The sequence below is a fragment of the Plantibacter sp. CFBP 13570 genome, from assembly GCF_014841395.1.
Taxonomy (GTDB): domain Bacteria; phylum Actinomycetota; class Actinomycetes; order Actinomycetales; family Microbacteriaceae; genus Plantibacter; species Plantibacter auratus.
Genome location: NZ_JACYTW010000018.1, coordinates 36,745 through 62,063 on the forward strand (window position 1 = coordinate 36,745; position 25,319 = coordinate 62,063).

Sequence of the window (25,319 nt, forward strand, 5' to 3'; positions counted from 1 at the left end):
TCGTCACGGAACGGAGACGCCATGGTGAACCGGGATTCGCCGCGCGGAACAGCACCCGCGGCCCTCGAGGACGCGGAGCAGGAGAGCGCCATGCTGCGGCCTGCCCACGGGTTCAGCGTCCGCGACTACGCGAAGTCCGCCGTCGGCAGTCGTCGCAAGGAGATCGACGCCGCGGCCTTCGCCGAAACGCCGCTGCGTGCTGAGACGGTCGCGCTGCTCCGCGCCCTGTCGGACATCGAGCGCGCGACGATGCAGTACCTCCGCGGGGTGCTCGTCACCCCCACCCACAAGGACGCCAGGGTCACCGCGTTCCTCATCACCTGGGCGTACGAGAAGTACTGGATCACCGACACCCTCGACACCGTGCTCAAGGCGAACGGGACCCCGCGCGACAAGACGCGTTCGACGGGTCTCCGCCGCACCGTCCACGGCGTGCGCGACCGCTTCGCGCCCATCGGCCAGGCCCTCATCGCGAACGTGCTCGGCGAGGACATCATCGCCTGGCACATGACGATCGGGACGATCGACGACCTCATCACCCACGCCGCCTACCGTGCGGTGCGCGAGCGCGAGCCGCACCCCGTGCTCGACCGCCTCGTCGACGAGATCCTCGAGACGAAGGCCAGGCACCTCGAGTTCTTCACCGCTCAGGCGAGTGACCGCCTCGCCGCGTCGCCCCGTGCACAGGGCATCACCCGTCGCCGCATCCGGAACGCCGTGTGGCCCACCGGCTCCGATGCGAACGGCCCCCGACAGACGGCGCGGTTCGCCGCGCTCGTGTTCCGCAGCACCGCCACCTGGAGCGACCCCGCCGTCCTCGGCATCGACGCGTCGATCGACGCGCTGCCCGGTCAGTCGGGCCTCCATCTCGCCGCAAGACTTGCCCGCCGCGGACGCCGCGGCAGCCTCGAGGAGAACCGATGACCGACACCCCCACCCCAGACGCCGAACAGCCCGACGCCCAGGAGCCGGAGGCTCAGCAGCCGGACGCACAGGAGTCCGCAGCCGAGCAGCCCACCATCGCCCTGGATGCCCTCGACGGCGCGCACGTCCTCGTCACCGGCGGCACCGGCTTCCTCGGCCAGGCGGTGCTCGAGCGCCTGCTCGCCGATCACCCGACCACGCGCGTCAGCCTGCTCATCCGGAAGAAGGGGTCGGTCCGCGGGAGCGACCGTCTCCAGACCCTGCTCCGCAAGCCGGTGTTCAAGGCCTGGCGCGAACGCGTCGGCGCCGAAGCCGCTGCAGCGATCGTGGCCGAACGCGTCAGCGTGATCGAGGGTGGCCTCGACGAGATGGCACTGCCGGCCGACCTCGACGTCGTCATCCACAGCGCGTCGACCGTCTCCTTCGACCCGCCGATCGACGAGGCCTTCGCCACGAACGTCGGCGGCGCGACCACCCTGTACGCGGCGCTCGCGAAGAGCGGCGCGACCCCGCACGTCGTCCACGTCTCCACCGCCTACGTCGGTGGCACGCGGAAGGGCATCCAGCCGGAACGCAGCCTCGCGCACGACGTCGACTGGCGCGTCGAGGCCGAGGCAGCCCGCTCGGCGCGCGTCCGCACCGAGGAGTCGTCCCGTCGTCCGGAGGTCTTGCGCAAGCTCATGCAGACCGCCCGTCGCGAGCACGGCAAGGCCGGCCCCCAGGCCGTCTCGAACGCCGCCGAGGCCGCACGCATCGCGTGGGTCGACGCCCGACTCGTCGCCCACGGGCGCGCACGCGCCGAGAGCCTCGGCTGGACCGACGTGTACACCTTCACGAAGGCGATGGCCGAGCGGGTCGCCGAAGAGCGCTGGGCCGGCGAGGGCAACCGACTCTCCGTCGTGCGTCCGTCGATCATCGAGAGCGCGCTCGCGCACCCCTTCCCCGGCTGGATCGACGGCTACAAGGTCGCCGACCCGCTGATCATCGCCTACGGGCGCGGACAGCTGCCCGACTTCCCTGGCCTCCCCGACAGCGTGCTCGACATCATCCCCGTCGACTTCGTCGTCAACGCGATCCTCGCTGCGGCCCAGACCCCGCCGGAGCCGGCTGCGGCGCGCTACTTCCACGTGAGCTCCGGCGCCAGCAACCCGCTGCCGTTCCACAAGATGTACGCGAACGTGCACAGCTACTTCACGGAGCACCCGATCCCGGCGGACGCCGGCGACATCAGTGTGCCGACCTGGAACTTCCCCGGCGGGCGTGCCATCGAGCGCTCCATCGACCGGCGGCAGAAGGCGACGACGGCGGCCGGCCGGGTCGTCTCCCACTTGCCGGCGAACGCGACCACCCGCGGGTGGCAGGACCGGATCCGCAAGGCGTCGAGTGACCTCGGCTCGCTCCGCGACTTCACCGGGCTCTACCGCTCCTACGTGCAGAGCGAGATCGTCTTCGACGACCAGCGCACCCGTGCCCTGCACGCCTCGCTGACGCCCGAGCAGCAGGCGGACCGCGGGTTCGACGTCACGACGATCGACTGGGACGACTACTTCCAGCGCATCCACTTCCCCGCCGTCACGACCCTGACCCGCGCCTTCGCCAACCGCAAGGCGGGCGCCGCGAAGCAGCAGAAGATCCTGCCCGTGCGCGACGACGTCCTCGCGGTGTTCGACCTCGAGGGCACGGTGCTCGCCTGGAACCTCATCGAGCAGTACCTCTGGCTGCGGCTCGCCGCGACCTCACGGTCGCGCTGGCCCATCGAGATCGCCACGCTCGGCGCCTCCATGCCGGGGTACATCGGTGCTGAACTCCGCGACCGCGGTGAGTTCATCCGCACGTTCATGCGCCGCTACGAGGGCGTCGACGTGGCGCAGCTCGAGAAGATCGTCCGGGGCGGCTTCGGCAAGGCCGTCCGGTCCCGCCTCCTCCCCCAGGCGCTCGAACAGATCGCCGCGCACCGGGCGGCCGGTCACCGGACGATCCTCGTCACGGGCACCATCGACCTCATGACGGCTCCGCTCGAGCCGTTCTTCGACGAGGTCGTGGCCGGGGCGATGCACGCCGAGAACGGACGCCTCACGGGCTACCTCGACAGCCCGCCGCTCGTCGACGAAGCGCGCGGCGCCTGGCTCACGCAGTACGCCGAGCAGCACGGCATGGACCTCGCGCACTCCTACGGCTACGGCGACTCCCATGCGGACGCCGCCTGGCTGCAGCTGGTCGGGAACCCGGTCGCCGTCAACCCCGACCACACCCTGTACAAGCTGGCGCAGGCCGGCCGGTGGACGGTGCGAGAATGGGCACGAACCACCGGAGGCGTCCGCTCCGAAGACGAACTGACCCGCGCACCGCGCCCCGCACAGCCGAGAGGAGAGCGGACGGCCGAGGACACGATCCCCGACCGCCCCACCGCACATGGCGTTTGACATCGACAAGTTCACCGAGACGAGTGTCTCGGTGAACTGGAGCGACCTCGACTTCGACGAGTTCAAGACGAACCCGCTCCCCGCTTCCACCCTGCGCAGCCTGCGCTACATGTGCGACATCGAGTACCACACGGTCTGCTATCTGCGCGACATGCTCATGACGCCGTCCCACGAGGACGACGAGGTCGGCGCGTTCATGACGATGTGGAACCGTGAGGAGTTCTGGCACGGGGAGGCGCTCGCCGCCGTCCTCGCCGCCCACGACATCACGGTCGACTTCGACGAGCTCAAGGCGACGCGCCTGAAGCTCGGCTGGAAGGACCGCCTCGACCCCATCAAGCAGTCGATCCTCGGCAACCTCGTGGGCACCGACTTCATCGCGGTGCACATGAGCTGGGGCGCGGCGAACGAGTGGTCCGCGACCGCCGCGTACACCCGCCTCGCGCAGTTGGAGCGACACCCGGTGCTCTCGGTGCTCCTCAAGCGGATCGCGAAGCAGGAGACGCGTCACGTGGCGTTCTACGCGAGCCAGGCCAAGGCACGCCTGGAGTCGTCGAAGAGCGCACGTCGACTCACCCGCTTCCTGCTCCGCAAGGTGTGGGGCCCCGTCGGTTCCGGCGTCATGCCCGACTCCGAGGTCACGCACGTCATGGGCCACCTCTTCGGCGACGAGGACGGCCTGGCCGAGGTGCGCCGCATCGACGGGCACATCGCCAAGCTCCCCGGCATGGAGGGGCTCACGATCATCGAGAACTCGCTCCGCGTGCGCGGCGTCGCGGCCTGAACCGCGCCACCTCGCACAGCAGCCCCGGTCGGATCTCCGACCGGGGCTGCTTCGTGTCGTGCGGGCCGCGTCTCAGCTCTGCGAGACGATGCGGGCGCCGTGGACCGGTCCGTGGGCACGGATGACCTTCAGCCCGGACGAGGCGAGCGTCACCTGCAGTTCGACGGCGTCGTCGGTGTCGGCAGCCAGGAAGGCGATCGTCGGCCCGGAGCCGGAGACGAGGCTGCCGAGGGCGCCCTGGGAGTCGCCGAACTCGAGCACCTCGCCCAGCACCGGGCGCAGCTGCAGCGCGGCGGCCTGCAGGTCGTTGTAGAGGACTTCTCCGAGGAGGTGGGCGTCGCCCGCCCGCAACGCCTGGAGCACCGCGGCGTCGACCGTCGGCTGACGACCGGACGGCGAGATGTCGAGGATGTGCCGCGCACGGTGGGCGTCGAGCTCCTGGTAGACCTGCGGGGTCGACATCCCGAAGTCGGCGAGGGCGAGCACCCACTCGAACTGCCCCTTGGCCAACGCGCTGCTCAGTTGGTCGCCGCGGCCGGTTCCGACCGCGGTGCCGCCGAGCAGGGCGAAGGGCACGTCGGCGCCGAGGCGTGCCGCCAGCGCCAGGAGGTCGTCGCGGCTGCGTTCGGTCCCCCAGAGAGCGTCACAGGCGAGCAGCGTGGCCGCCGCGTCGGCTGAGCCGCCGCCCATCCCGCCGGCGACCGGGACGTGCTTCTCGATCTCGAGCCGGACACCGCCGCGGTACCCGGTCCGTCTCGCGAGGGCCTTCGCGGCGCGGATGGCGAGGTTGCTCGTGTCGGTCGGCACACCCGACACGTCCACCGAGCCGGAGAACGACACACTGAAGTCGTCGGCCGGGTAGGCGTGCACGTCCTCGTACAGCGAGATCGCCTGGTACGCGGTCGCGACGTCGTGGTAGCCGTCGTCCATCACTTCGCCGACTTTGAGGAAGACGTTGATCTTCCCCGGTGCTCGCACGTGGACGTGCTTGAGGATGGCCTCGGTGGTCATTGTTCCAAGTTAGTCGATCGAGCAGGCGCCTCAGACCGCGTCACTTGTCGGAGGAGTCCGCCCAGATGTTGACGTCGGCGCCCTCCGCGAGTCGGTCGATCTCCTCGAGCTCCTCGGTCGTGAACGCGGGGCCGTCGAGCGCCGCCAGGTTCTCGTCGAGCTGCTCGGGGCGAGAGGCGCCGATGAGGGCGGAGGTGATCGCGGGGTTGTTCAGGACCCAGGCGAGCGACATCTGCGCGAGGGTCTGCCCGCGCTCCACGGCGATGTCGTTGAGGGACCGGAGGCGGGTCGCCATCTCCTCGCTCACCTGGCGGTCGGGCAGGGAGGGACGGTTCGTGGCACGCTCGGCCGGGCCGTCGCCGAGGTACTTGTCGGTGAGCAGGCCCTGCGCGAGGGGCACGAACGCGATCGCGCCGAGGCCGGTCTCGGTCAGCACCTCGGTGAGGCCGTCCTCGACCCAGCGGTTGAGGATCGAGTACGACGGCTGGTGGATCACGAGCGGCGTGCCGAGCTCGCGAGCGACGGCGTGTGCGGCGGCGGTCCGCTCGGCCGAGTACGACGAGATGCCGACGTACAGGGCCTTGCCGGAGCGCACGATCGCGTCGAGCGCGCCCACGGTCTCCTCGATGGGCGTGACCTCGTCGACCCGGTGCGAGTAGAAGACGTCGACGTAGTCGAGACCCATCCGCTCGAGCGACTCGTCGAGGCTCGCGGTCAGGTACTTCTTCGAACCGAAGTTGCCGTACGGGCCTGGCCAGAAGTCGTAACCGGCCTTCGAGGAGATGATGAGCTCGTTGCGGTACGGACCGAAGTCCTCGCGCATCATGCGACCGAAGTTCGTCTCGGCGGAACCGTAGGGCGGGCCGTAGTTGTTCGCGAGGTCGAAGTGGGTGATGCCGTGGTCGAACGCGTGGCGCAGCAGCGCGCGCTGCCCGTCGAACGGCCGGTTGTCGCCGAAGTTGTACCAGAGGCCGAGCGAGATCGGCGGGAGGAAGAGCCCCGAGGTGCCGACCTGGCGGTAGTCGTTCCGCGCGTAGCGGTCGTCTGCCGCAGCGTACGGGCGGTGGATGTCGGGGACGTTCAGCGGGAATCGAGCATCAGCGGTCATGCGCCAACGTTATCGCCCCGCACGCACGATCGACAGGAAGTCGTGGACCGTGAGCTCCTCGCCGCGTGCCGTCGGCTTCACCCCGGCGGCCTCCATCTGCTCCGTCGCGGCCTGGGAGCTGCCGAGGACGCTCCCGAGTGCCTGCCGGAGCATCTTGCGACGCTGCTGGAACGCCGCGTCGATGAGCGCGAAGGTCTTGATGCGCTCCTCCTCGGTGCCGATGACGTCGCTGCGCCGCTCGAATCCGACGAGCACGGAGTCGACGTTCGGAATGGGCCAGAACACCTGGCGGCTCACCTGGCCGGCGATGCGCCACGCGCCGTACCAGGCGGCCTTCGCGCTCGGTGCGCCGTAGACCTTGCTCCCCGGGCCGGCGGCGAGTCGGTAGCCGACCTCGGCCTGCACCATGACGACACCGGCCGTCAGCGAGGTGAAGTGCTCCAGGAAGTGCAGGAGGACGGGTACGGAGATGTTGTACGGCAGGTTGGCGACGAGTCGGTTGGGCTGCGCGGGGAGTTCCTCGATGCGCATCGCGTCCTCGTGGACGACCGACAACCGGTCGATCATGCCCGGTGCCATCTCCCCCACGGTGAGCGGCAGCTGCTTGGCGAGCCGACCGTCGATCTCGACGGCGACGACGCTCGCGTCGGCCTCGAGCAGGCCGAGCGTCAACGAGCCGAGGCCGGGGCCGATCTCGACCACGACGTCGCCCGGAGCGACGTGCGCGACCGACACGATCTTGCGGACGGTGTTCGCGTCGATGACGAAGTTCTGACCGAGCTTCTTCGTCGGCGTCACGTCCAGCAGGGTGGCGAGATCTCGGATCTCGGCGGGGCCGAGCAGGGCGACGGAGGCGGTCATCCCTCCAGTATCCCTGATCGCGGAGCCGGTCCTCGTCGGACGACGGGCGCGAGGCTCGGTGACGGGCTCAGTCGCTCAGTCGGCCCAGGAGCCGTAGACGCGCTCGGTGTTCGTCGCGAGCTGCGTCGCGAACGCGGCCACGTCCTCGCCCAGGTGCTCGGCCATGCCGCGCACCGTGTACGGGAGGAGGTACGGCGCGTTCGGCCGACCGCGGAACGGGGCGGGCGTGAGGTAGGGCGCGTCGGTCTCGACCATGATCAGCTCGCGGGGCATGATCGCGAGCGCCTCACGCAGCGGTGCGGCGTTCTTGAACGTCACCGTCCCGGCGAAGGAGGCGTACCAGCCGTGCTCGGCGCACAGCTCGGCGAGCTCCGGGCCGCCCGAGAAGCAGTGGAAGACGGTGCGTTCCGGAGCGCCCACCCGCAGGAGCGTCTCGACGACCTCGTCGTGGGCGTCGCGATCGTGGATCTGCAGTGCGACACCGTGACGTTTCGCGATCGCGATGTGCGCTTCGAACGATGCGAACTGCGCCGCTCGGCCGTCCTCCTCGGTGCGGAAGAAGTCGAGGCCGGTCTCCCCGACGGCGCGGACGCGAGGCTCCGCCGCCAGACGGTCGATCTCGGCCAGCGCCTCGTCCAGGGTGCCCGCGCGGTCGAGGTCCGGCGCGTCGTTGGGGTGGATCGCGACCGCCGCGAGCACACGGGGGTCACGAGCGGCGATCGCCGCCGACCAACGCGAGGTCTCCACGTCGGTGCCGACCTGCACGATGCCGCGGACCCCGACGGAGGCTGCACGGTCCAAGTGCTCGGACGGGGTCAGCGGGGCGTCGCCGTCGGCGTGTTCGAGGTGCGTGTGGTTGTCGTAGACCGCGACCGGCAGCGCCTCAGGTGCCTCGGGATAGCTCAGCTGCTTCCGCTCCCCCGCTTCGCGCTGCCGCAGGTGCGGTGTGACGGCCGGATCCGGCGCGACGCCCCCGCTCATTCGGCGACGGCCTCGATCCGCGGGAACAGGGGCTCGAGCCCTGCCACCGAGGTGCCGGCGGGCAGCTGCCCCCAGGTGCCGACGTCGCCGATGCGCTGTGCGCCGAGCTCGCCGAGGGCGGCTTCAGCGCCGAGGGCGGACCACAGCTTGGTGGTCGCCTTCGGGACGAAGGGGTGGAGCAAGACCGACAGGGCGCGCAGGCCCTCGACCGCCGTGGCGAGCACGGTGCCGAGCCGCTCCCGCTTGGCCTCGTCCTTCGCGAGTGCCCACGGCTCCTGCTCGGTGATGTAGCCGTTCAGCTCGTCGACGATCCGCCAGATGGCCGCGAGCGCGTCCTGGATGGCGAGGCGCTCGATCGCGGCGTCGGCGTCGGTTGCAGCGCGGGCGACCGTCTCCTGGATGGCCACGTCGGCCGGCTCGGCAGGGCCGCTCGCCGGCACGACGCCGTCGAAGTACCGCGTCACCATCGCGAGCACGCGCGACGCGAGGTTGCCGAAGCCGTTCGCGAGCTCCGCCTGGTACCGCGCGGAGAGGTCCTCCCAGCTGAACGAACCGTCCTGCCCGAAGGCGATGGCGCGCATGAAGTAGTAGCGGAACGCGTCGGAGCCGAAGGTGTCGGTGATCTCACTCGGTGCGATACCGGTGAGCTTCGACTTCGACATCTTCTCGCCGCCGACGAGCAGCCAACCGTGACCGAAGACCCGCTTCGGGACCTCGAGCCCGGCGGCCATGAGCATGGCCGGCCAGATGACCGCATGGAACCGCAGGATGTCCTTGCCGACGATCTGCGTGGCGGGCCAGCGCTCGGCGAACGCCTCCTCGTCGGAGCCGTACCCGGCGGCGGTGATGTAGTTGAGCAGGGCGTCGAACCACACGTAGACGACGTGGCTCTCGTCCCACGGGACCTTGATGCCCCAGTCGAAGGTCGAGCGGGAGATGGACAGGTCCTTGAGCCCCTGGCGCACGAACTGGATGACCTCGTTGCGCGCCGACTCCGGCTGCACGAACTCCGGTCGTTCCTCGTAGAGGGCCAGCAGGCGCTCGGCGAAGTCGCTCATGCGGAAGAAGTAGTTGCTCTCCTGGAGCAGTTCGACCGGCTTCGAGTGGATCGCGCACACGAGCTGCCCGACGTACTCGCCGGTGCCCTGCACGAGGTCGCTCTCCTGCTTGTACTCCTCACAGCCGACGCAGTAGTACCCCTCGAACTCACCGGTGTAGATGAAGCCGGCGTCGTACAGGCGCTGGAGGAAGAGCTGGACGTTCTGCTCGTGCCGTTCGTCCGTCGTGCGGATGAAGTCGTCGTTCGAGATGTCGATCGTGTCGAGCAGCGGGTACCAGGACTCGCTGACGAGCTTGTCGGCCCACTCCTTCGGCGTCACGCCGTTCGCGGTCGCCGTGCGCAGGATCTTCTGGCCGTGCTCGTCGGTCCCGGTCAGGAACCAGGTGCGGTCTCCGGCCTGACGGTGCCAGCGCGCGAGGACGTCCGCGGCCACCTCCGTGTAGGCGTGCCCGATGTGCGGGGCATCGTTGACGTAGAAGATGGGCGTGGTGATGTAGAACGAGGTGCCGTCGGCCATGGGGTCAATCCTAGGACGAGCGGGCGTCGCCACCGTGCCTGTTACGGTGCGGGACGCACCTGCGCGTCCGGTGACGCCTTCGGGGGCCGGGCTGCGAGGGCCGCCTGGTACAGGTCGCGCTTCGAGAGGCCGGTGGCCTCGGCGACCTCGTTGGAGGCGTCCTTCAGGCGCGTGCCCGACGCCACGAGCGCGAGCACCTGCTCGAGCGCGGTGGCCGGATCGGCCTCGACGGCCTCCGCACCGGCGATGACGATGCAGATCTCGCCTTTCACACCCCCGGACGCCCACTCGGCCAGTTCAGCGGCCGTTCCCCGCTTGACCTCCTCGAACAGCTTGGTGAGCTCCCGGCACACCGCCACGCGACGTTCGGCTCCGAGCACGGAGGCGATGTCCTCGAGGGAGGAGGCGAGTCGGTTGGGCGATTCGAAGAACACCATCGTGCGTGGCTCGGTCGCGAGGCCCCGGAGGCTGCTGCGTCGGTCGCCCGGCTTCCGCGGGAGGAACCCCTCGAAGGTGAAGCGGTCGGTCGCGAGGCCGGACACGGCGAGCGCCGTCACGACCGCAGACGGCCCGGGGATCGCGGTGACCTGGACGTCTGCGGCCGCCGCCGCGTCGACGAGGTGGAAGCCGGGGTCGGACACGGTCGGCATGCCGGCGTCGCTGAGCACGAGGACGTCGGTCTCGCGGGCCAGTTCGACGATCTCGGCCGCGCGTTCGCGCTCGTTGTGGTCGTGCATGGCGATGAGGCGCGGCCGCGATTCCACACCGAGCGCGCGCAGCAGGTGGATGGCCGTCCGGGTGTCCTCGGCGACGATGACCTCCGCCGCGGCCAGCGCCTCCCGGAGTCGGGGCGACGCATCGCCGAGGTTGCCGATGGGGGTCGCTCCGAGGATGATCACCGGACCAGTCTCCCATCCGGTCGGGGTGGTTAGATGAGACGGTGTCGGTCGATCTTCTGGAAGCCCCTGTGACGGGATCCCGCCTCGACCGCTGGTGGGAGCGGATGCTCCGCACCGAGCGCCGCCGGAAGCTCTGGATCTGGGGTGGTCCGGCCGCTGTGACGCTCCTCGCGTTCGTGCTGCGGTTCTGGAACCTCGGTCACCCGCACTCGCTCGTCTTCGACGAGACCTTCTACGTGAAGGACTCGTGGTCGCTGTGGCTGAACGGCTACGAGAGCACCTGGCCGGACGGGGCGGACGAGGGCTTCGCGAACGGCGACGCGGGCAGCCCGAGCACGAACCCCTCCTACGTCGTGCACCCACCGCTCGGCAAGTGGCTGATCGCGCTCGGCATCGCCGTGTTCGGCATCGACGACAGCACCGGGTGGCGCATCTCCACCGTGATCGCCGGAACGCTCGCGGTCCTGCTCGTCACGCTCATCGCCAAGCGGTTGTTCACCTCGTCGATCCTCGCCGTCCTGGCCGGGTTCCTGTTCGCGATCGACGGCCACGCGATCGTCATGGCCCGGGTCTCGCTGCTCGACAACTTCGTCATGTTCTTCGTCCTGGCGGGATTCGGCGCGATCCTGTTGGACCGGTCGTGGCACGCGTCACGCCTCGCGGCGAAGGTCGCGTCAGCCCGGGCGAGCGGCGCCGATCCGGCCTGGGGTCCCGTCCTCTGGTGGCGGCCGTGGCTGCTCGCCGCAGGGGTCGCGTTCGGCGCGGCCACCGCGGTCAAGTGGAACGGGCTGTACTTCCTCGCCGCGTTCGGCGTGTACGTGATCGTCACGGATCTGCTGCTCCGCCGCCGACTGGGCCTCAGCCTGTGGGCGAGCGCAGCGGTCCTCAAGCAGGGCCCCGTGTCCTTCGTGACCCTCGTCCCCGTGTCCGCCGTCGTGTACCTCGCCAGCTGGACCGGCTGGATCAGGACGTCCGGCGGGTACGACCGCCAGTGGGCCGATGCGGTGGGCAACGCCTGGACCGGCACCTTCGCGTGGGTCCCCCACTGGTTCCAGAGTCTCCTCCACTACCACCAGAGCGCCTACAGCTTCCACGTCGGCCTCAGCACCCCGCACCCCTACGCCGCGAACCCGCTCGGCTGGCTGCTCATGATCCGGCCGACGAGCATGTACTACCAGTCCCCCGCCACCGGGACCGACGGCTGCGCGTGGGACGCCTGCTCCTCCGCGATCACCTCGATCGGCAACCCGCTCATCTGGTGGGGCGCCGCCGTCGCGCTCGGGTACTGCGTCTACCGGCTCGTCCGCTACCGCGAGTGGCAGGTCGGGCTCATCGTCCTCGGGGTCGCAGCGGGGTACCTGCCCTGGCTGCTCTACCTGAACCGGACGGTGTTCCAGTTCTACACGATCGTCTTCGAGCCGTACCTCATCCTGGCGCTCGTCTTCGCGATCGGGAAGATCCTCGGGTCCCGCGACGACCCGGAGGAACGCCGATTCGCCGGCGTCGGCGTCATCGGGGTGTTCGTGACCATCACGACGCTGTTGAGCATCTTCTGGTATCCGCTCTGGACCGCCATCACCGTGCCCTACTGGTTCTGGCACCTGCACGCCTGGTTGCCGTCATGGGTGTGACGGGAGGTCGGTGATGAAGGCGCTCCCCGGGGTGCTCGTCGCCGGTGCAGCGGCGCTCGCCGCCCTGGGCCTCCACACCCTCCTGCCGGTCGTCCCGCTGCTGACCGCGAGCGTCCTGCTCGGCATGGTGGCGGGCCAGCTCCCGCCGTTCCAGCGGCTCGCGGCGGGCGTCCTGAAGCCGGGACTCGGGATGAGCGCGAAACGGTTCATGCGGATCGGTGTCGTCCTGCTGGGGCTGAAGCTGAGCCTCGTCGACATCGCCGGCCTGGGGTGGGTCACGCTCGCCACCACGGTCGCGATCGTCGTCGTCACCTTCTTCGTCACCCTCTGGCTCGGCCGGAGACTGGGGCTCGCGGGCCCCGAACCGCTCCTCATCGCCACGGGCTTCTCCATCTGCGGCGCCTCCGCCATCGGCGCGATGAGCGGCGTCGTGAAGGCGAAGGACGAGGAGCAGGCGACGCCCGTCGCGCTCGTCACCCTGTGCGGGACCCTCGCGATCTTCGTCCTCCCGGCGCTCCGTGGCCCCCTCGGGCTCAGCGACGAGCAGTTCGGTCACTGGGTGGGGGCGAGTGTGCACGACGTGGGTCAGGTCGTCGCGACCGCCCAGATCGCCGGCACGAGCGCACTCGCGATCGCCGTCGTCGTCAAGCTGACCCGGGTCGTGCTCCTCGCCCCCATGGTCGCCGCCGCCGCGACGATCGAGCGCCGCCGACTCCTGACGGTGTCGGCCGGCGCCGGTGCGCAGGTCGATGCCGACGGAACCGCGACCGCAACCCGACCGCCGATCGTCCCGCTGTTCGTCGCGGGCTTCATCGCCGCGGTCCTCGTCCGCACCCTGCTCCCGGTGCCCGAGCTCGTCCTCGACGTCGCCGACGGCGTGCAGACCGCGCTGCTGGCGATGGCGCTCTTCTCGCTCGGTGCCGCGATCCGCGTCCGCACGCTCGTCACCACCGGGTGGCGCGCGCTCGTCGTCGGGCTCGTCTCCTGGCTCCTCATCGCGGTGCTCGCGCTCGGAGCGGTGCACCTGGCCTGAGGCACGGGCACGCGGTCGCTTTCGCGGCACGTCATGCACGGCGTGCCGCGGGCGCGGGCACGTGCCCGCGTGGCGCGGCTAGTGCTCGCCGCCCACGATCTTCAGGCCGATGACGCAGCCGATGAGCCCGAGGATGAGCAGCACCTTGACGACCGACAGCTGCTCGCCGCCGAAGGTCATGGCGTACCCGACGGTGAGCGCGGCACCGATCCCGACCCAGACCGCGTAGGCGGTGCCCACCGGGATGTCGCGCATGGCCCAGGCGAGGCCGGCCATGCTGAGCACGAGCGCCCCCGCGAACGTCACGGTCGGCCAGAGCTTCGTGAACCCCTCGGACTTGCCGAGCGCGGTGGCCCAGACGGCTTCCAGGACGCCGGAGGCGATGAGTACGATCCAAGACATGACGATCACTCCCAAGTGGTCAGTCTTGTCGCGTTCCGGGTACTGCGCCCTCGTCCGGCAGCCCGATGAGGGCTGTGTCCCACACGATACGCCGAAGCGCTGGGCAGGCCCTGTGCAGTGCGGTCGAATGCGACGCAATGTTGCAGCACGGTGAAGCGCTCGACGGTGCTCCGGTAGCGTGAACGCATGGCAGATCGTGAGTATGGCTTCCGCACGCGTGCGATCCACGCGGGCAACATCCCCGACCAGGTGACCGGCGCACGGGCGCTGCCCATCTACCAGTCGAGTGCCTTCGTCTTCGACGACACCGCCGACGCAGCCGCGCGCTTCGCCCTGCAGAAGTACGGGAACATCTACTCCCGCCTCGCCAACCCGACGGTCGCGAGCTTCGAGGAGCGCATCGCCAGCCTCGAGGGCGGCCTCGGTGCCGTCGCGACCGCCTCCGGCCTCGCCGCGCAGTACATCACCTTCGCCTCCCTGGCGGGGCAGGGCGACCACATCGTCGCCTCGGCCAACCTCTACGGAGGCTCGATCACGCAGCTCGACGTCACCCTCCGCCGGTTCGGCATCGAGACCACCTTCGTGCAGTCCTCCGACGCCGCCGACTACGCCGCCGCCATCCAGGAGAACACGAAGCTCGTCTTCGCCGAGACGGTCGCGAACCCCTCGGGCGAGATCGCCGACATCGAGGGCCTCGCCGACGTCGCGCACGCGCACGGCATTCCGCTCATCATCGACTCGACCATCGCCACGCCCTACCTCAACCGTCCGATCGAGTGGGGTGCCGACATCGTCACCCACTCCGCCACCAAGTTCCTCGGCGGCCACGGCACGACCCTCGGCGGTGTGGTCGTCGAGAGCGGACGGTTCGACTGGGACAGTGACAAGTTCCCGCTCTTCGGCCAGCCGGTGCCGAGCTACGGCGGGCTGCAGTGGTCGGGGAACTTCGGCGAGTACGCCTTCCTCACGCGCCTCCGCGCCGAACAGCTCCGCGACATCGGTCCGGCGCTCGCCCCGCACTCGGCGTTCCTCCTCGCCCAGGGTGTCGAGACGCTGCCCTTCCGGATCCAGGCGCACGTCGACAACGCACGGATCGTCGCCGAGTGGCTCGACGCCGACCCGCGGATCGCCGCCGTCAACTGGGCCGGGCTCCCCGCTCACCCGCACCACGAGCGCGCGAACAAGTACCTGCCGAAGGGCCCCGGTTCGGTCTTCAGCTTCGAGGTGAAGGGCGGCCGTCAGGTCGGCCAGAAGCTCATCGAGTCCGTCGACCTCGCGAGCCACCTGGCGAACATCGGCGACGCGAAGACGCTCATCATCCACCCGGCGTCGACCACCCACGCCCAGCTGTCCGACCAGCAGCTCGTCGACGCGGGCGTCCTGCCCGGCATCGTGCGGCTGAGCGTCGGCATCGAGGACCCCGACGACATCATCTACGACCTCGACCAGGCGCTCGCCGCAGCGGTGAAGGAGTGATGGCATGAGCACTTCGACAAGCTCAGTGACCGGTGTGGACGCGACCGTGACCGGCGTGGACGCGACAGTGACCGGCGTGGACGCGACCGTGACCGACCAGGACGCGACCGAGACGGTCCGGCTCACCAACGGTCTCACCTGCTCGCTGCCCGCCGATTCGCCGCTCGCGAAGCTGCTGCGTTCGCAGCGCACCTGGGCGGGCCCCGACGCGAAGGCTCGCCTGAAGCTCCTCCGCGAGGCGAAGTCCGTCGCGATCGTCGGCGCCTCACCGAACCCGGCGCGCTCCTCGTACTTCGTGGGCACCTACCTGCAGCAGTCGAGCGACTTCACGATCTACTTCGTGAACCCGAACGCCACGGAGATCCTCGGTCAGCCCGCCTACCCCGACCTCGCCTCCCTGCCGGAGGTACCCGACATCGTCGACGTCTTCCGCAAGGCGAGCGACATCCCGCAGGTCATCGACGAGGTCGTCGCCATCGGAGCACCGACCGTCTGGGTGCAGCTCGGCATCTGGAACCAGGAGGCCGCCGAGTACGGCGAGTCGAAGGGCCTGAACGTCGTGATGGACCGCTGCATCAAGGTGGAGCACGCCCGGTTCCACGGTGGACTCCATCTGCTCGGCTTCGACACCGGGCAGATCACCGCCCGCAAGACCCTGCGCTGACGCCTCGGTTCCCTGAACTCGTCGGCAGGTCGCACTTCGACAGGCTCAGTGACCGGGGACGGCTCAGTGACCGGGCCGGTCCAAGTAACGAGCCGTGGATACACTCGTGACGTGCCTGCGTCGAACCTCCGAGTGACCGTCCTGGGGCCGGTGCTCGTCGAGGGACGCACCGGTCGGCTCGTCGAACCCGGCGGCCGGCTCGCCAAAGCGCTGGTGACCATCCTGGTGCTCGCGGACGGGCGCGCCGTGTCGACGGCCGCCCTCACCCCGCTGGATGTCGTGTCCGAAGACGGTGGCGGTGCCGGCGTCGGGACGCAGGAGCGTCGCCAGCATGCTGATGGTGGTGGTCTTGCCGGCGCCGTTCGGGCCGAGGACGCCGTAAACGGTGCCGGTGCGGACCGAGAGGTCGACGCCGTCGACCGCCCGGTTGTCGCCGAAGGTCTTCACGAGGCCGTGGGCTTCGATCGCCCAGTCGGAGCTGATGCTCATGCGGATGCCTTTCGAAATCAGGTGTGGGCCGCCGGTGGGCGACCCGGACAACAGTGTGGGCGGGGGCACTCACGGATCGCTCACCTACCGCTGACACCCGCTGACACCGCACCCGGCGCCGAAGACGCTTAGAGTGAGAGGAGCCAGTCGCACCGAAGGGGGTCGTCCAGTGACCGCATACGTGTCCGCGTTCGACCTCTTCTCCATCGGGATCGGGCCGTCCAGCTCGCACACGGTCGGACCGATGCGGGCGGCCCTGGCCTTCGCCACCGGGCTCGCGGACGACGGACTGCTCGACCGGGTCGACCGCGTCACATGTTCGTTGTACGGATCGCTCGGCGCGACCGGCATCGGTCACGGCACCCCCGACGCCGTCGTCGCGGGCCTCCAGGGACTCACCCCGGAAGAATGCGATCCAGCCGAGGTCCGCCGGGCCTGGAGCGACCACCTCGACGGCGCTCCGCTCACCCTCGCCGGGACGCGTGCCATCGCGTTCTCGAAGGACGACGTCTCGTTCGTGCCCAGGACGAGGCTGCCGGGCCACCCGAACGCCATGACGCTCCACGCCTGGGATCAGCGGAGCGACCTCCCGGTGCGCTCCGAGACGTACTACTCGGTCGGCGGCGGCTTCATCCGTCGTGACGGCGACGACCCGAGCACGGTGCTGCCGTCGACACCCGTGCCGATGCCGTTCCGGACCGCTGAGACGCTCATCGGGCTCTGCGACGAGACAGGGCTCCCGATCGACGCGATCGCGAGACGCAACGAAGAGGCCCTGCGGTCCGCGGTCGAGGTCGACGCCGGCCTCGACGCCATCTGGACGGCCATGCACGAGTGCGTGACCGCCGGGCTCGCCGACACCGGCACCCTCCCGGGCGGTCTCGGCGTCAAGCGCCGGGCACGTGCCGTCCGTGAGCGCCTCGACGTGGCCGAGGCCGAGAGCGGGCGCGAGCTCCCCACGGAGTGGCTGCATGCATTCGCCCTGGCGGTCAACGAGCAGAACGCCTCCGGCGGGCGGGTCGTGACCGCACCCACGAACGGGGCCGCGGGGATCATCCCGGCGGTCGGGAGCTACTACCTGCGGTTCGTGCCGGGCGCCTCGCTCTACGGGATCCGTCGGTACCTGCTCACGGCGACCGCCATCGGCTCGCTCTTCAAGGCGAACGCGTCCATCTCCGGGGCCGAGGGCGGCTGCCAGGCCGAGGTCGGCTCGGCCTGCGCCATGGCCGCCGGTGCCCTGTGCGCCGTCCTCGGCGGCACACCGCGTCAGGTCGAGAACGCCGCGGAGATCGCGATGGAGCACCACCTCGGCCTCACGTGCGACCCGGTGGGCGGGCTCGTCCAGGTCCCGTGCATCGAACGCAACGCGATCGCCTCCTCGACTGCCGTCAGCGCCGCACGTCTGTCGCTGCACGGCGACGGGACGCACCTGGTGTCGCTCGACACCGTGATCGAGACCATGCGCCAGACCGGTGTCGACATGTCGACGAAGTACAAGGAGACGAGCGAGGGCGGTCTCGCGGTCAACGTCATCGAGTGCTGAACCGCGGCGTCGTGTGACCGCGTGTTGCCGACCACCGTGGTCATCCGGGCTGCGGCCTCCTACGGTGGGCGCATGACCTCCACGCACGCGCCGTTCCTGGTGGACCCGCTCGTCTCCACCCAGTGGCTCGCGGACCATCTCGGCAGCGAGAGCCTCATCGTCCTCGACGCGAGTGTCGTCGAGCTGCCTGCGCTGGACGGCGGCCCGGTGCGGCTGGTGAGCGGCTACGACCTGTACCTCTTCGACGGGCACGTACCCGGTGCCGTGTTCGTCGAGCTGCTGGACGCGCGCCAGGGGCTCGGAGCATCCTCAGCGGACGAGATCCGACGCGGTGCGGCCGCCATCGGCATCACGGAGCAGCACACGATCGTCCTGTACGACCAGCTGGACGGGCGCTCCGCCGAGCGCCTTCGTGCGGCGCTGACCGGAGCCGGATACGAGCGCGTCGCGCTCCTCGACGGTGGACTCGGACGCTGGCGCTCCGAAGCCCGCGAGCTGCGCTTCGGTGGACCGGACGGCACGTTCGGAGCCTGACCCGTCGACGTGACGGGTCGGTCGGTGGGCTGGTTCAGCGGGCGTCGAGCTGCGCCGCGTCCGTCACCGGGAGGCGGCAGACGAAGTCCCGGCAGTGGTAGGCGGTCAACCGGCCGTCCCGACTGGTCCGTTCGGCGAAGACGTCGAACCCGCTCGTCGCCCAGGCCACCGCCTGCCGCTCGGAGACCACCGCCACGACGTCGTCCCGGCGCGTCCTGACCGCGTCGCGCATCGCCCGATCCGCCGTCGCGCGATCTTCGTCCTCGTCCGGGTCCACCCGATCCGGCCCGACGACGATGAGTTGCGACGCCGGCCCGGTGAGCGATGCCGCCAGGGCCAGACTCGCGCCGAACGCGGTCGGTGCCGACAGCGCAGCCGACGCGGCGAACCGGACCGCGCCCTCGGCGGCGTCCCGGAACCGGCCGTCGGCCGTCAGCTGGAACAGCAGCAGCGACGCGCGTCCGAGCGACGATATCCCCGAGGGATACGCGCCCTCCGACGGGTCGCCGTCGATCCGCATGCCCTGGGCCGACAGCACCGGGTCGCCGCCGCCCGGCAGGATGAAGCCGGCCACCGCGGCGGAGGAGGCGTCGGTCACGGTCTCGTCCGGCAAGCACCGGTCGACGAGGTCGCGGGCTACCTCCGCGTAGCGGACCTCGCCCGTCGCGAGGCCGAGGCGCAGGAGCGCCTCCGCGAGCATCCCGTAGTCCTCGAGGGCCGCCGCCGCACCCGCCCGCCGTTCGTCGAGCGAGGCCCGGGCGAGCGTGCTGTCCGAGCCGAGGTGGTTCTCGACCACCGCGTCCGCCGCCCACCTCGCTGATTCGAGCCACTCGGGGCGGTCGAAGACCGTCGAGGCCTCCGCCAGCGCGCCGATCGCGAGCCCGTTCCAACCGGTGAGCACCTTGCGATCAACGGCCGGCGGGGTCAGCATCGCCCGGCCGTCCACATCGCGTCGGTAGTAGCCACCCTCCGATCCGACGCCGTCGACGACGCTCTCGGAGTCCTGCGCCGACCCGAAACCGCCGCTCGGCTGCTGCAGCGTGCCGATGAGGAACTCGGCGATCCCGGCGGCAACACTGGCCGCCCACGAGCTCGGGCGCTCGGTCCAAGCCCGCGTGTACGCGGTGAGGAGGAGCGCGTTGTCCGTCAGCATGCGTTCGTAGTGCGGCTCGGTCCAGTCCCGGTTGACCGCGTACCGGAAGAACCCGCCTTCGACCGGATCCCGGAGCGCCGAGGCCCCCATCGTCCTGAGGGTGCGTTGCGCGAGGTCGACACCGCGGCGGGCGACCTCCCCCTCGCGCGGCGTCAGCAGGAAGTCGAACAGCGGGGCCATCGGGAACTTCGGAGCCGTGCCGAAGCCGCCGAGCTCCCGGTCCTCGAGCGCCTCGACCGCCACGATCGCCGCGTCGAGGTCGCCGGGCTCCGGCAGTGGGGCGTCATCCGTGGACGACATCGTCTCGGCGATCGCCCGCGCGAGTCCGTCGGCGCTCGCGACGACCTGCTCCCGTCGCTCGGTCCACGCGACACGGACGGCCTCGAGCACCTGCGGGAACGAGGGATGCCCGCGGAGCGGCACGGGAGGCGAGTAGGTCCCCGCGTGGAAGACGTGTCCGCGCGGCGTCACGAACACGTTCAGCGGCCAGCCCAGGTCACGGGTGAACGCGCCGGCGGCGGCGAGGTAACTGGCGTCGACGTCGGGATGCTCCTCGCGGTCGACCTTCACCGCCACGAAATCGCGTCGGAGGAGCTCGGCGAGGTGCTCGTCCGAGAACGACTCGCGTGCCATGACGTGACACCAGTGACACGTCGAGTAGCCGATCGAGACGAGCAGGGGGACGTCACGACGGGCCGCTTCGGCGAAGGCCTCCGGCCCCCAGGGGTACCAGTCGACCGGCTGCTCGGCGTGCGAGCGGAGGTACGGGCTCATCGCCTCGGCGAGCCGGTTCGTCATGCGGGATCCGTTGCCCGGGACCTACTGGCCGAGCGGCAGTCGCTCGCCCGCCGTGATCCGGGTGCGGAGCCGGTTGTTCCGCGCAGGCAGCGGGCACACGTAGTGGTCGCTGAACGCGCACGGCGGCAGGTACGCGCGGTTGAAGTCGACGAGCACGTGGCCGTCCGCGGTCGGGGCCGGCATGCTGATGAACCGGAACCGGTAGCTTTCGTCGCCACTCGTGCCGTCGGAGAAGACCGCCCAGAGTCCGTTCGGGCCGCCCGTGACCGTCAGCGAGACCGCTTCGTCGCCGAGCTCGAACTCGACCCGGCCGACGGGGGTCTCGGTTGTGACGTGGCCGTCGATCGACTCGGTCTCGACCGTGACGTCCGGGGACGGCACGAACCGCGCCGGCCGGATCCAGGCGACGTCGGGGGCGAAGGCGCTGATGCCCGCGAGCGAGGTCCGCGTCGGCGCCTCCGGGTCGAGCACGCGGAGTGCGTAGACGCCGTCGCGCTCCATGCCTCGGAGCAGCGCGTCGCCGAAGTGCAGTTCGTCGCCGTGGACCAGCTCGACGCGGTCGGTCATGATCTGCGCGCCACTCGGCGTGGTCAGTCCGGTGCCCGTGAGCCGCTCACCGACGATGCCGGTCGCGTCCGCACGCCAGGTGCCTGGCGCGCCCTCGAGAGCGGTCGCCTCCTCGGTCAGCCAGTGGGTGAACCGGAGGGCGGCGATACCGTGGGGTGCTCGGACGGAACGCTCGCGAGCGGTGTGCCAGGCGGTCCAGGACGCGATGAACTCTGCGGGGGTCTCGGAACTCATACCCTGACGCTACCAACTCCTCAGGTGTTGGAGACCCCCTGGACATCCGGCTGCAGCCGGATGCGCTCCCCGCGAACAGCAAGATGGCGCCGCCCGGAGAACCGGACGACGCCATCGACGTGTGGCTGCTGCTCAGCTGAAGAGCTTCTTGTCCTTCAGCCAGTCGGCCGCGAGGGTCTTCGGAGCGGCCTTCTCGTCGCCCTGGTTGCGGGCGTTGAGTTCGATGAGGTCCTCGGTGGTCAGCTCCGCGGACACGGCGTTCAAGACCTCCTTGACCTTGTCGCTGGCCTTGTCCGAGTTGATCAGCGGCAGGACGTTCTGCGGGAGGATCAGGTTCTCCGGGTCCTCGAGCGTGACGAAGTCGTTCTCGGTGATCGACGGGGTCGTGGTGTAGATGTCGGCGAGCTGGACCGTGCCGTCGAGCAGGGCCGCGGTGGTCTGTGCGCCGCCGCCGTCGCTGATCGGGACGAAGGTGAGCTTGTCGGCGGGGACGCCGTACACCTCGGTCAGGCCCTTGGGGCCGTACGGACGCTCAGCCAGCTCGGGTGCGCCGCCGATGGCCAGCGGGATGGTGAGGGCCGCGAGGTCGGCGAGGCTCGTGACGTTGTTCGCCTCGCTGAACTCCTTCGTGACGTTGTAAGAGTCCTTGTCCTCCGCCTTGGACTGGTCGAGGACCTCGTAGCCCTTCGGCGTGGCCTCCTGGAGGGCGGAGTAGACCTCGTCGCTCGACGTGGCCGTGGCGGAGTCGTCGAAGAACTGCAGCAGGTTGCCGCTGTAGTCGGGGACGAGGTCGATCGAGCCGTCTTCGAGCGCTGCGATGTAGACGTCCCGCGCGCCGATGTTGAGGGACTCGGCCGTCTTGATGTCGTTGGCCTCGAGCGCCTGGATGTAGATCTGCGCGATGATCTCCGACTCGGGGAATCCGGCGGAGCCGACCGTGATCGTGTCGGATGCCGCGGTCTCCCCAGCGGTCGGGTCGCCTGCGGAGCAGGCGCTGAGTGCGAGGGCGGCGACGGCGGTCGCGGCGATGCCGACGGCGAGGCGTCGACCCTGTCGAACTGTGAACATGGTGTTTCCTATCTGTGATGGGCGAGAACGGTGGTGCCGTTGTGGGTCTGGGAGCCGGGCGGTGTGCTGTCACCCGGGATGGTGGAACGCGTCAGTTGTTGCGGTATGCCGCGGTCTGCATGTTCGCCTCCGCTTCTGCGACGGCGGGGTCTGGTGCGGTGGAGCGGTCGCCACCGGTGGCGGCATGACCCCGGGTCTCGTCGACCCGCGTGTGGGTCGCCTGGACGCCGCGCGGCACGACGGCGCGCTGCAGCAGGGAGAAGACGCCTTCGAGGAGGAGGGCGAGCACGATGATGATGATCGAGCCGGCGAGCATCTGCGCGTAGTCCCGTACCGGGAGGCCGTCGAGGATGTAGCGACCGAGACCGGGGCCGTTGGTGAGGAACGCGACGACGGTGGCCGTCGCGATCGTCTGCAGGACCGCCGAGCGGACGCCACCGATCATGAGCGGGAGTGCGAGCGGGATCTCGACCTTGCCGAGGATCTGCCACTCGTTCATCCCGACGGCACGCGCGGCGTCGATGGTCTGGCGGTCGATCGACTCGACCCCGCCGTACGCACCGGCCAGGACGGGCGGGATGGCGAGCACGACGAGGGCCGTGATCGCGGGGACGAGACTCGTGCTGGAGAAGCCCCACCCGAGCGTGATGAGCGCGAGGAGTGAAAGCAGACCGAGGGTCGGCAGCGCCCGGAGCGCGCCGGTGATCGCGACCGCGATTTCCCGTCCCTTCCCGGTGTGCCCGATGAGGAGCCCGAGCGGGATCGCGATGACGCAGGCGATGAGGACGGTCAGGCCGGTCACGGCCAGGTGCTGGAGCACCCGCACCGGGATGCCGCCGGGGCCCTCCCAGTGCGCGGGGTCGAAGATCCAGGCGAAGGCGGCGAGGAAGTTGATCATGCGGCTCCTCCCCCGGCGGTCGCCAGCTCACGGGCTTCGGTGGCCGCACGACGACGTCGGATCGCACCCTTCGAGCTGATCCGCGTCCACGGCATGAGGAGTCGGCCGAGGAGCACCAGCAGGACGTCGAACACGATCGCGATCACGACCGTCCCGACGATGCCGGTCAGGATCTCGATCGGGAACTGCCGGTTGTAGCCGTCGGTGAAGAGGTAGCCGAGGTTCGTCACGCCGATGAGGGCGCCGACGCTCAGCAGGCTGATCGTGCTCGCGGAGACCACCCGGATGCCGGCGAGCATGAGCGGACCCGCCAGCGGGAACTCGACCCGCCAGAACCGCTGGCCGGTGGAGAACCCCACGGCCTGTGCCGACTGCCGGACCCCGGCGTCGACGGCGTCGAGCGCGTCGGCGACCGTGCGGACGAGCAGGGCCACGGCGTAGATGGTGAGCGCGATCACGACGTTCGCCGGATCGAGGATCTTCGTGCCGATGAGGGACGGCATGAGGACGAACAGCGGCAGGGACGGGATCGCGTAGAGGATGCCGCTCAGTGTGAGCAGCACGCCACGCGACCACCGGTACCGGTGTGCCAGCCAGCCGAGGGGGAGGGAGATGAGGAACCCCAGGATGATCGGGGGCAGGCTCAGCTGGACATGGGTGAGGGTGAGGTCCCAGATCATGTCCCAGTTCGCGATGACCCAGCTCATGTGGATGCGCCGTCCTTCCGGACGTCGAGGCCCGGGCGGTCGCCTGCGCCGGGCCCGGCTCCGAGGACACCGGCGGGGCGGCCCGACTCGTCGACGACGACGTCGCGTCCGTCGACGCGCTCGACGTGCAGGGTCCGCTGGCCGCGATCGGCGCCGATGAACTGGGCGACGAAGTCATCGGCAGGGTTGGCGACGATCTCGGCCGGCGTGCCGACCTGGGCGATGTGGCCGCCCTTCTGCAGGATGACGACCTGGTCGCCGAGGAGGAAGGCCTCGTCGATGTCGTGGGTGACGAACACGATCGTCTTCGCGATGTCGCGCTGCAGTCGGAGCAGCTCCCGCTGGAGCTCGGCACGCACGAGGGGGTCGACGGCGCCGAACGGCTCGTCCATCAGCAGGATGTTCGGGTCGATCGCGAGGCCTCGTGCGACGCCGACGCGCTGCTGCTGGCCGCCGGAGAGTTGGCTCGGGTACCGGTCGGCGAGCGCGCGGTCGAGTCCGACGGTGTCGAGGAGGGTGAGGGCGTCCGCCCGGGCCTGCTTCTTGTTGACGCCGGTGAGCATGGGCACCGTGGCCACATTGTCGATCACGGTGCGGTGCGGGAGGAGACCGGAGTTCTGCATGACGTAGCCGATGCTGCGACGGAGACGGACGGGGTCGACGGCGGAGACGACCTCGTCGTCGATGACGATGCGTCCCTCGCTCGGATCGACCATGCGGTTGATCATCCGCAGGAGCGTGGTCTTACCGCAGCCGGAGGACCCGACGAAGACCGTGGTGGACCGCGACGGGATCGTGAGGGAGAAGTCGTCGACCGCGAGGGTGCCGTCGTCGAAGCGCTTGGAGACGTGTTCGAAGGAGATCATGCTGGACCGATGCCTCTTCTCTGCACGGCTGTTCGTGACAGGTCGTCTTCCAAGGGTCGTCGCCGCCGCGGTCGGTGGCTCGCTGAACGTCTCTCGGTCGGTGGTCCGAACCTACCGGAGGGCACTGACATCGCCCACCCCCTCGACACGTGGCGAAATACATGGCATGCGGCGACGTGGGTGCGCCCGCGCACGACCACCGGCCGGCCGCCGTCGCTCAGGATCGGTCGACGCCCAACGCGGCGAGCGCCGCCGTGACGAGCTGCTGACCGTGCAGCTCCTGCTCGATCGCCGACCGGAGGCCGGCGTGAGCGACGGAGAGCCCGACCGACCACTCGTCGTGCTCCTCCGGGCCGAGCGCGTCCGCCGCGACGACCGCCTCGACCGCCAGCACGTCCGCGAGGAGGGCGGTCGAGCGTTCCAGCAGTCGCAGCGAGGTCCCGGCGAAGGAGGCCGGGTCGTCCGAGCCCTCGTCCGGCACGCCCGCGGCGACGACCGGGGTTGCGAGCACGCGCAGTTCGGCGACGAGGTCCGCTGCCGACTGACCGAGCCGACCCGGTAGGAGACCGTGCCCGGTCCCCCGGAGTCCGGCCCCGCCTCCGTCGATGCGTCCGAGCCGTCGCTCGGCGGCAGCGGCGGTGTGCGCGATGGCCGCGCGCAGCCCGTCGAAAGCGCGGGCGTGCCGGGC

Annotated in this window: 24 protein-coding genes and 1 riboswitch; of the genes, 9 read left to right on the forward strand and 15 right to left on the reverse strand. The window is 70.2% G+C overall.

Annotated elements, in window-relative coordinates:
- Positions 1 to 21: 21 nt before the first annotated feature.
- From IFT89_RS08420 to IFT89_RS08430, 3 genes are read left to right on the forward strand one after another with little or no spacing between them, the layout of a single operon-like run.
- Positions 22 to 924 (forward strand): hypothetical protein, encoded by a 903-nt coding sequence (locus tag IFT89_RS08420; protein ID WP_202938727.1) that lies wholly within the window; start codon positions 22 to 24, stop codon positions 922 to 924.
- Complete coding sequence (locus IFT89_RS08425; protein ID WP_202938728.1) at positions 921 to 3,347, forward strand: SDR family oxidoreductase; 2,427 nt, start codon at positions 921 to 923, stop codon at positions 3,345 to 3,347. Before IFT89_RS08420 ends, IFT89_RS08425 begins: the two co-directional genes overlap by 4 nt.
- Entirely contained in the window at positions 3,337 to 4,131 is a 795-nt protein-coding gene (locus tag IFT89_RS08430; RefSeq protein ID WP_079705450.1) for a hypothetical protein, read from the forward strand. The genes IFT89_RS08425 and IFT89_RS08430 overlap by 11 nt, the downstream gene beginning before the upstream one ends.
- A 72-nt stretch (positions 4,132 to 4,203) precedes the next feature.
- Here the strand turns inward: IFT89_RS08430 and IFT89_RS08435 are convergent, their stop codons facing one another.
- The 6 genes from IFT89_RS08435 to rsmI all read right to left on the reverse strand — a co-directional run bounded on the left by IFT89_RS08435 (position 4,204) and on the right by rsmI (position 10,568).
- Complete coding sequence (locus IFT89_RS08435; protein ID WP_064296493.1) at positions 4,204 to 5,142, reverse strand: 4-(cytidine 5'-diphospho)-2-C-methyl-D-erythritol kinase; 939 nt, start codon at positions 5,140 to 5,142, stop codon at positions 4,204 to 4,206.
- 40 nt (positions 5,143 to 5,182) lie between these two features.
- Positions 5,183 to 6,250 carry an L-glyceraldehyde 3-phosphate reductase gene (mgrA, locus tag IFT89_RS08440; RefSeq protein ID WP_124768944.1) on the reverse strand — a complete coding sequence of 356 codons (1,068 nt, stop codon included), beginning with the start codon at positions 6,248 to 6,250 and terminating at the stop codon, positions 5,183 to 5,185.
- A 9-nt stretch (positions 6,251 to 6,259) separates the two neighbouring features.
- Entirely contained in the window at positions 6,260 to 7,111 is an 852-nt protein-coding gene (rsmA, locus tag IFT89_RS08445) for a 16S rRNA (adenine(1518)-N(6)/adenine(1519)-N(6))-dimethyltransferase RsmA (protein ID WP_079705445.1), read from the reverse strand.
- 75 nt (positions 7,112 to 7,186) lie between these two features.
- Complete coding sequence (locus IFT89_RS08450; protein ID WP_202938729.1) at positions 7,187 to 8,092, reverse strand: TatD family hydrolase; 906 nt, start codon at positions 8,090 to 8,092, stop codon at positions 7,187 to 7,189.
- Positions 8,089 to 9,669 carry a methionine--tRNA ligase gene (metG, locus tag IFT89_RS08455; protein ID WP_192018249.1) on the reverse strand — a complete coding sequence of 527 codons (1,581 nt, stop codon included), beginning with the start codon at positions 9,667 to 9,669 and terminating at the stop codon, positions 8,089 to 8,091. Before metG ends, IFT89_RS08450 begins: the two co-directional genes overlap by 4 nt.
- Before the next feature lie 41 nt (positions 9,670 to 9,710).
- Positions 9,711 to 10,568: a 16S rRNA (cytidine(1402)-2'-O)-methyltransferase gene (gene rsmI / locus IFT89_RS08460; RefSeq protein ID WP_086473743.1), complete on the reverse strand. Its 858-nt coding sequence runs from the start codon at positions 10,566 to 10,568 to the stop codon at positions 9,711 to 9,713.
- A 68-nt stretch (positions 10,569 to 10,636) separates the two neighbouring features.
- Here rsmI and IFT89_RS08465 point away from each other — a divergent pair, with 68 nt between their 5' ends.
- Together IFT89_RS08465 and IFT89_RS08470 are read left to right on the forward strand one after the other, a co-directional pair.
- Positions 10,637 to 12,199 (forward strand): dolichyl-phosphate-mannose--protein mannosyltransferase, encoded by a 1,563-nt coding sequence (locus IFT89_RS08465; protein WP_242664492.1) that lies wholly within the window; start codon positions 10,637 to 10,639, stop codon positions 12,197 to 12,199.
- Between the two features lie 13 nt (positions 12,200 to 12,212).
- Positions 12,213 to 13,232 (forward strand): YeiH family protein, encoded by a 1,020-nt coding sequence (locus IFT89_RS08470; RefSeq protein WP_202938730.1) that lies wholly within the window; start codon positions 12,213 to 12,215, stop codon positions 13,230 to 13,232.
- A 78-nt stretch (positions 13,233 to 13,310) separates the two neighbouring features.
- Here IFT89_RS08470 and IFT89_RS08475 read toward each other — a convergent pair whose 3' ends face one another.
- Positions 13,311 to 13,634 (reverse strand): DMT family transporter, encoded by a 324-nt coding sequence (locus IFT89_RS08475; RefSeq protein WP_079003866.1) that lies wholly within the window; start codon positions 13,632 to 13,634, stop codon positions 13,311 to 13,313.
- Between the two features lie 14 nt (positions 13,635 to 13,648).
- Positions 13,649 to 13,712: riboswitch (guanidine-III (ykkC-III) riboswitch) on the reverse strand.
- A 108-nt stretch (positions 13,713 to 13,820) separates the two neighbouring features.
- On the opposite strand from IFT89_RS08475, the gene IFT89_RS08480 reads away from it, so the two are divergent.
- Together IFT89_RS08480 and IFT89_RS08485 are read left to right on the forward strand one after the other, a co-directional pair.
- A complete protein-coding gene (locus IFT89_RS08480; RefSeq protein ID WP_056007552.1) occupies positions 13,821 to 15,110 on the forward strand; it encodes an O-acetylhomoserine aminocarboxypropyltransferase/cysteine synthase family protein in 1,290 nt (429 codons plus the stop codon).
- A 172-nt stretch (positions 15,111 to 15,282) separates the two neighbouring features.
- Complete coding sequence (locus IFT89_RS08485; protein WP_370282230.1) at positions 15,283 to 15,774, forward strand: CoA-binding protein; 492 nt, start codon at positions 15,283 to 15,285, stop codon at positions 15,772 to 15,774.
- Positions 15,775 to 15,837: 63 nt separating this feature from the next.
- Here IFT89_RS08485 and IFT89_RS20915 read toward each other — a convergent pair whose 3' ends face one another.
- A complete protein-coding gene (locus tag IFT89_RS20915; RefSeq protein ID WP_374190795.1) occupies positions 15,838 to 16,263 on the reverse strand; it encodes an ATP-binding cassette domain-containing protein in 426 nt (141 codons plus the stop codon).
- A 169-nt stretch (positions 16,264 to 16,432) separates the two neighbouring features.
- Between IFT89_RS20915 and IFT89_RS08495 the strand changes: the two genes are divergently transcribed.
- Together IFT89_RS08495 and IFT89_RS08500 are read left to right on the forward strand one after the other, a co-directional pair.
- Positions 16,433 to 17,806: an L-serine ammonia-lyase gene (locus tag IFT89_RS08495; RefSeq protein WP_202938731.1), complete on the forward strand. Its 1,374-nt coding sequence runs from the start codon at positions 16,433 to 16,435 to the stop codon at positions 17,804 to 17,806.
- 72 nt (positions 17,807 to 17,878) lie between these two features.
- On the forward strand, positions 17,879 to 18,340 hold the full coding sequence (locus tag IFT89_RS08500; protein ID WP_202938732.1) for a rhodanese-like domain-containing protein: 462 nt from the start codon (positions 17,879 to 17,881) through the stop codon (positions 18,338 to 18,340).
- A 34-nt stretch (positions 18,341 to 18,374) separates the two neighbouring features.
- Here the strand turns inward: IFT89_RS08500 and IFT89_RS08505 are convergent, their stop codons facing one another.
- From IFT89_RS08505 to IFT89_RS08535, 7 genes are all read right to left on the reverse strand, one after another.
- Positions 18,375 to 20,291, reverse strand: a complete 1,917-nt coding sequence (locus IFT89_RS08505; protein ID WP_202938733.1) for a thioredoxin domain-containing protein — start codon at positions 20,289 to 20,291, stop codon at positions 18,375 to 18,377.
- A gap of 21 nt (positions 20,292 to 20,312) precedes the next feature.
- Positions 20,313 to 21,092 (reverse strand): DUF1684 domain-containing protein, encoded by a 780-nt coding sequence (locus IFT89_RS08510; protein WP_202938734.1) that lies wholly within the window; start codon positions 21,090 to 21,092, stop codon positions 20,313 to 20,315.
- A gap of 132 nt (positions 21,093 to 21,224) precedes the next feature.
- Entirely contained in the window at positions 21,225 to 22,160 is a 936-nt protein-coding gene (locus IFT89_RS08515; protein WP_137242031.1) for an ABC transporter substrate-binding protein, read from the reverse strand.
- Positions 22,161 to 22,251: 91 nt separating this feature from the next.
- On the reverse strand, positions 22,252 to 23,058 hold the full coding sequence (locus tag IFT89_RS08520; RefSeq protein ID WP_202938735.1) for an ABC transporter permease: 807 nt from the start codon (positions 23,056 to 23,058) through the stop codon (positions 22,252 to 22,254).
- Entirely contained in the window at positions 23,055 to 23,765 is a 711-nt protein-coding gene (locus IFT89_RS08525) for an ABC transporter permease (protein ID WP_079705429.1), read from the reverse strand. Before IFT89_RS08525 ends, IFT89_RS08520 begins: the two co-directional genes overlap by 4 nt.
- Positions 23,762 to 24,631: an ABC transporter ATP-binding protein gene (locus IFT89_RS08530; protein WP_202938736.1), complete on the reverse strand. Its 870-nt coding sequence runs from the start codon at positions 24,629 to 24,631 to the stop codon at positions 23,762 to 23,764. Before IFT89_RS08530 ends, IFT89_RS08525 begins: the two co-directional genes overlap by 4 nt.
- Before the next feature lie 217 nt (positions 24,632 to 24,848).
- A partial coding sequence (locus IFT89_RS08535) for an aromatic amino acid lyase (protein ID WP_202938737.1) occupies positions 24,849 to 25,319 on the reverse strand: 471 nt, incomplete at its 5' end.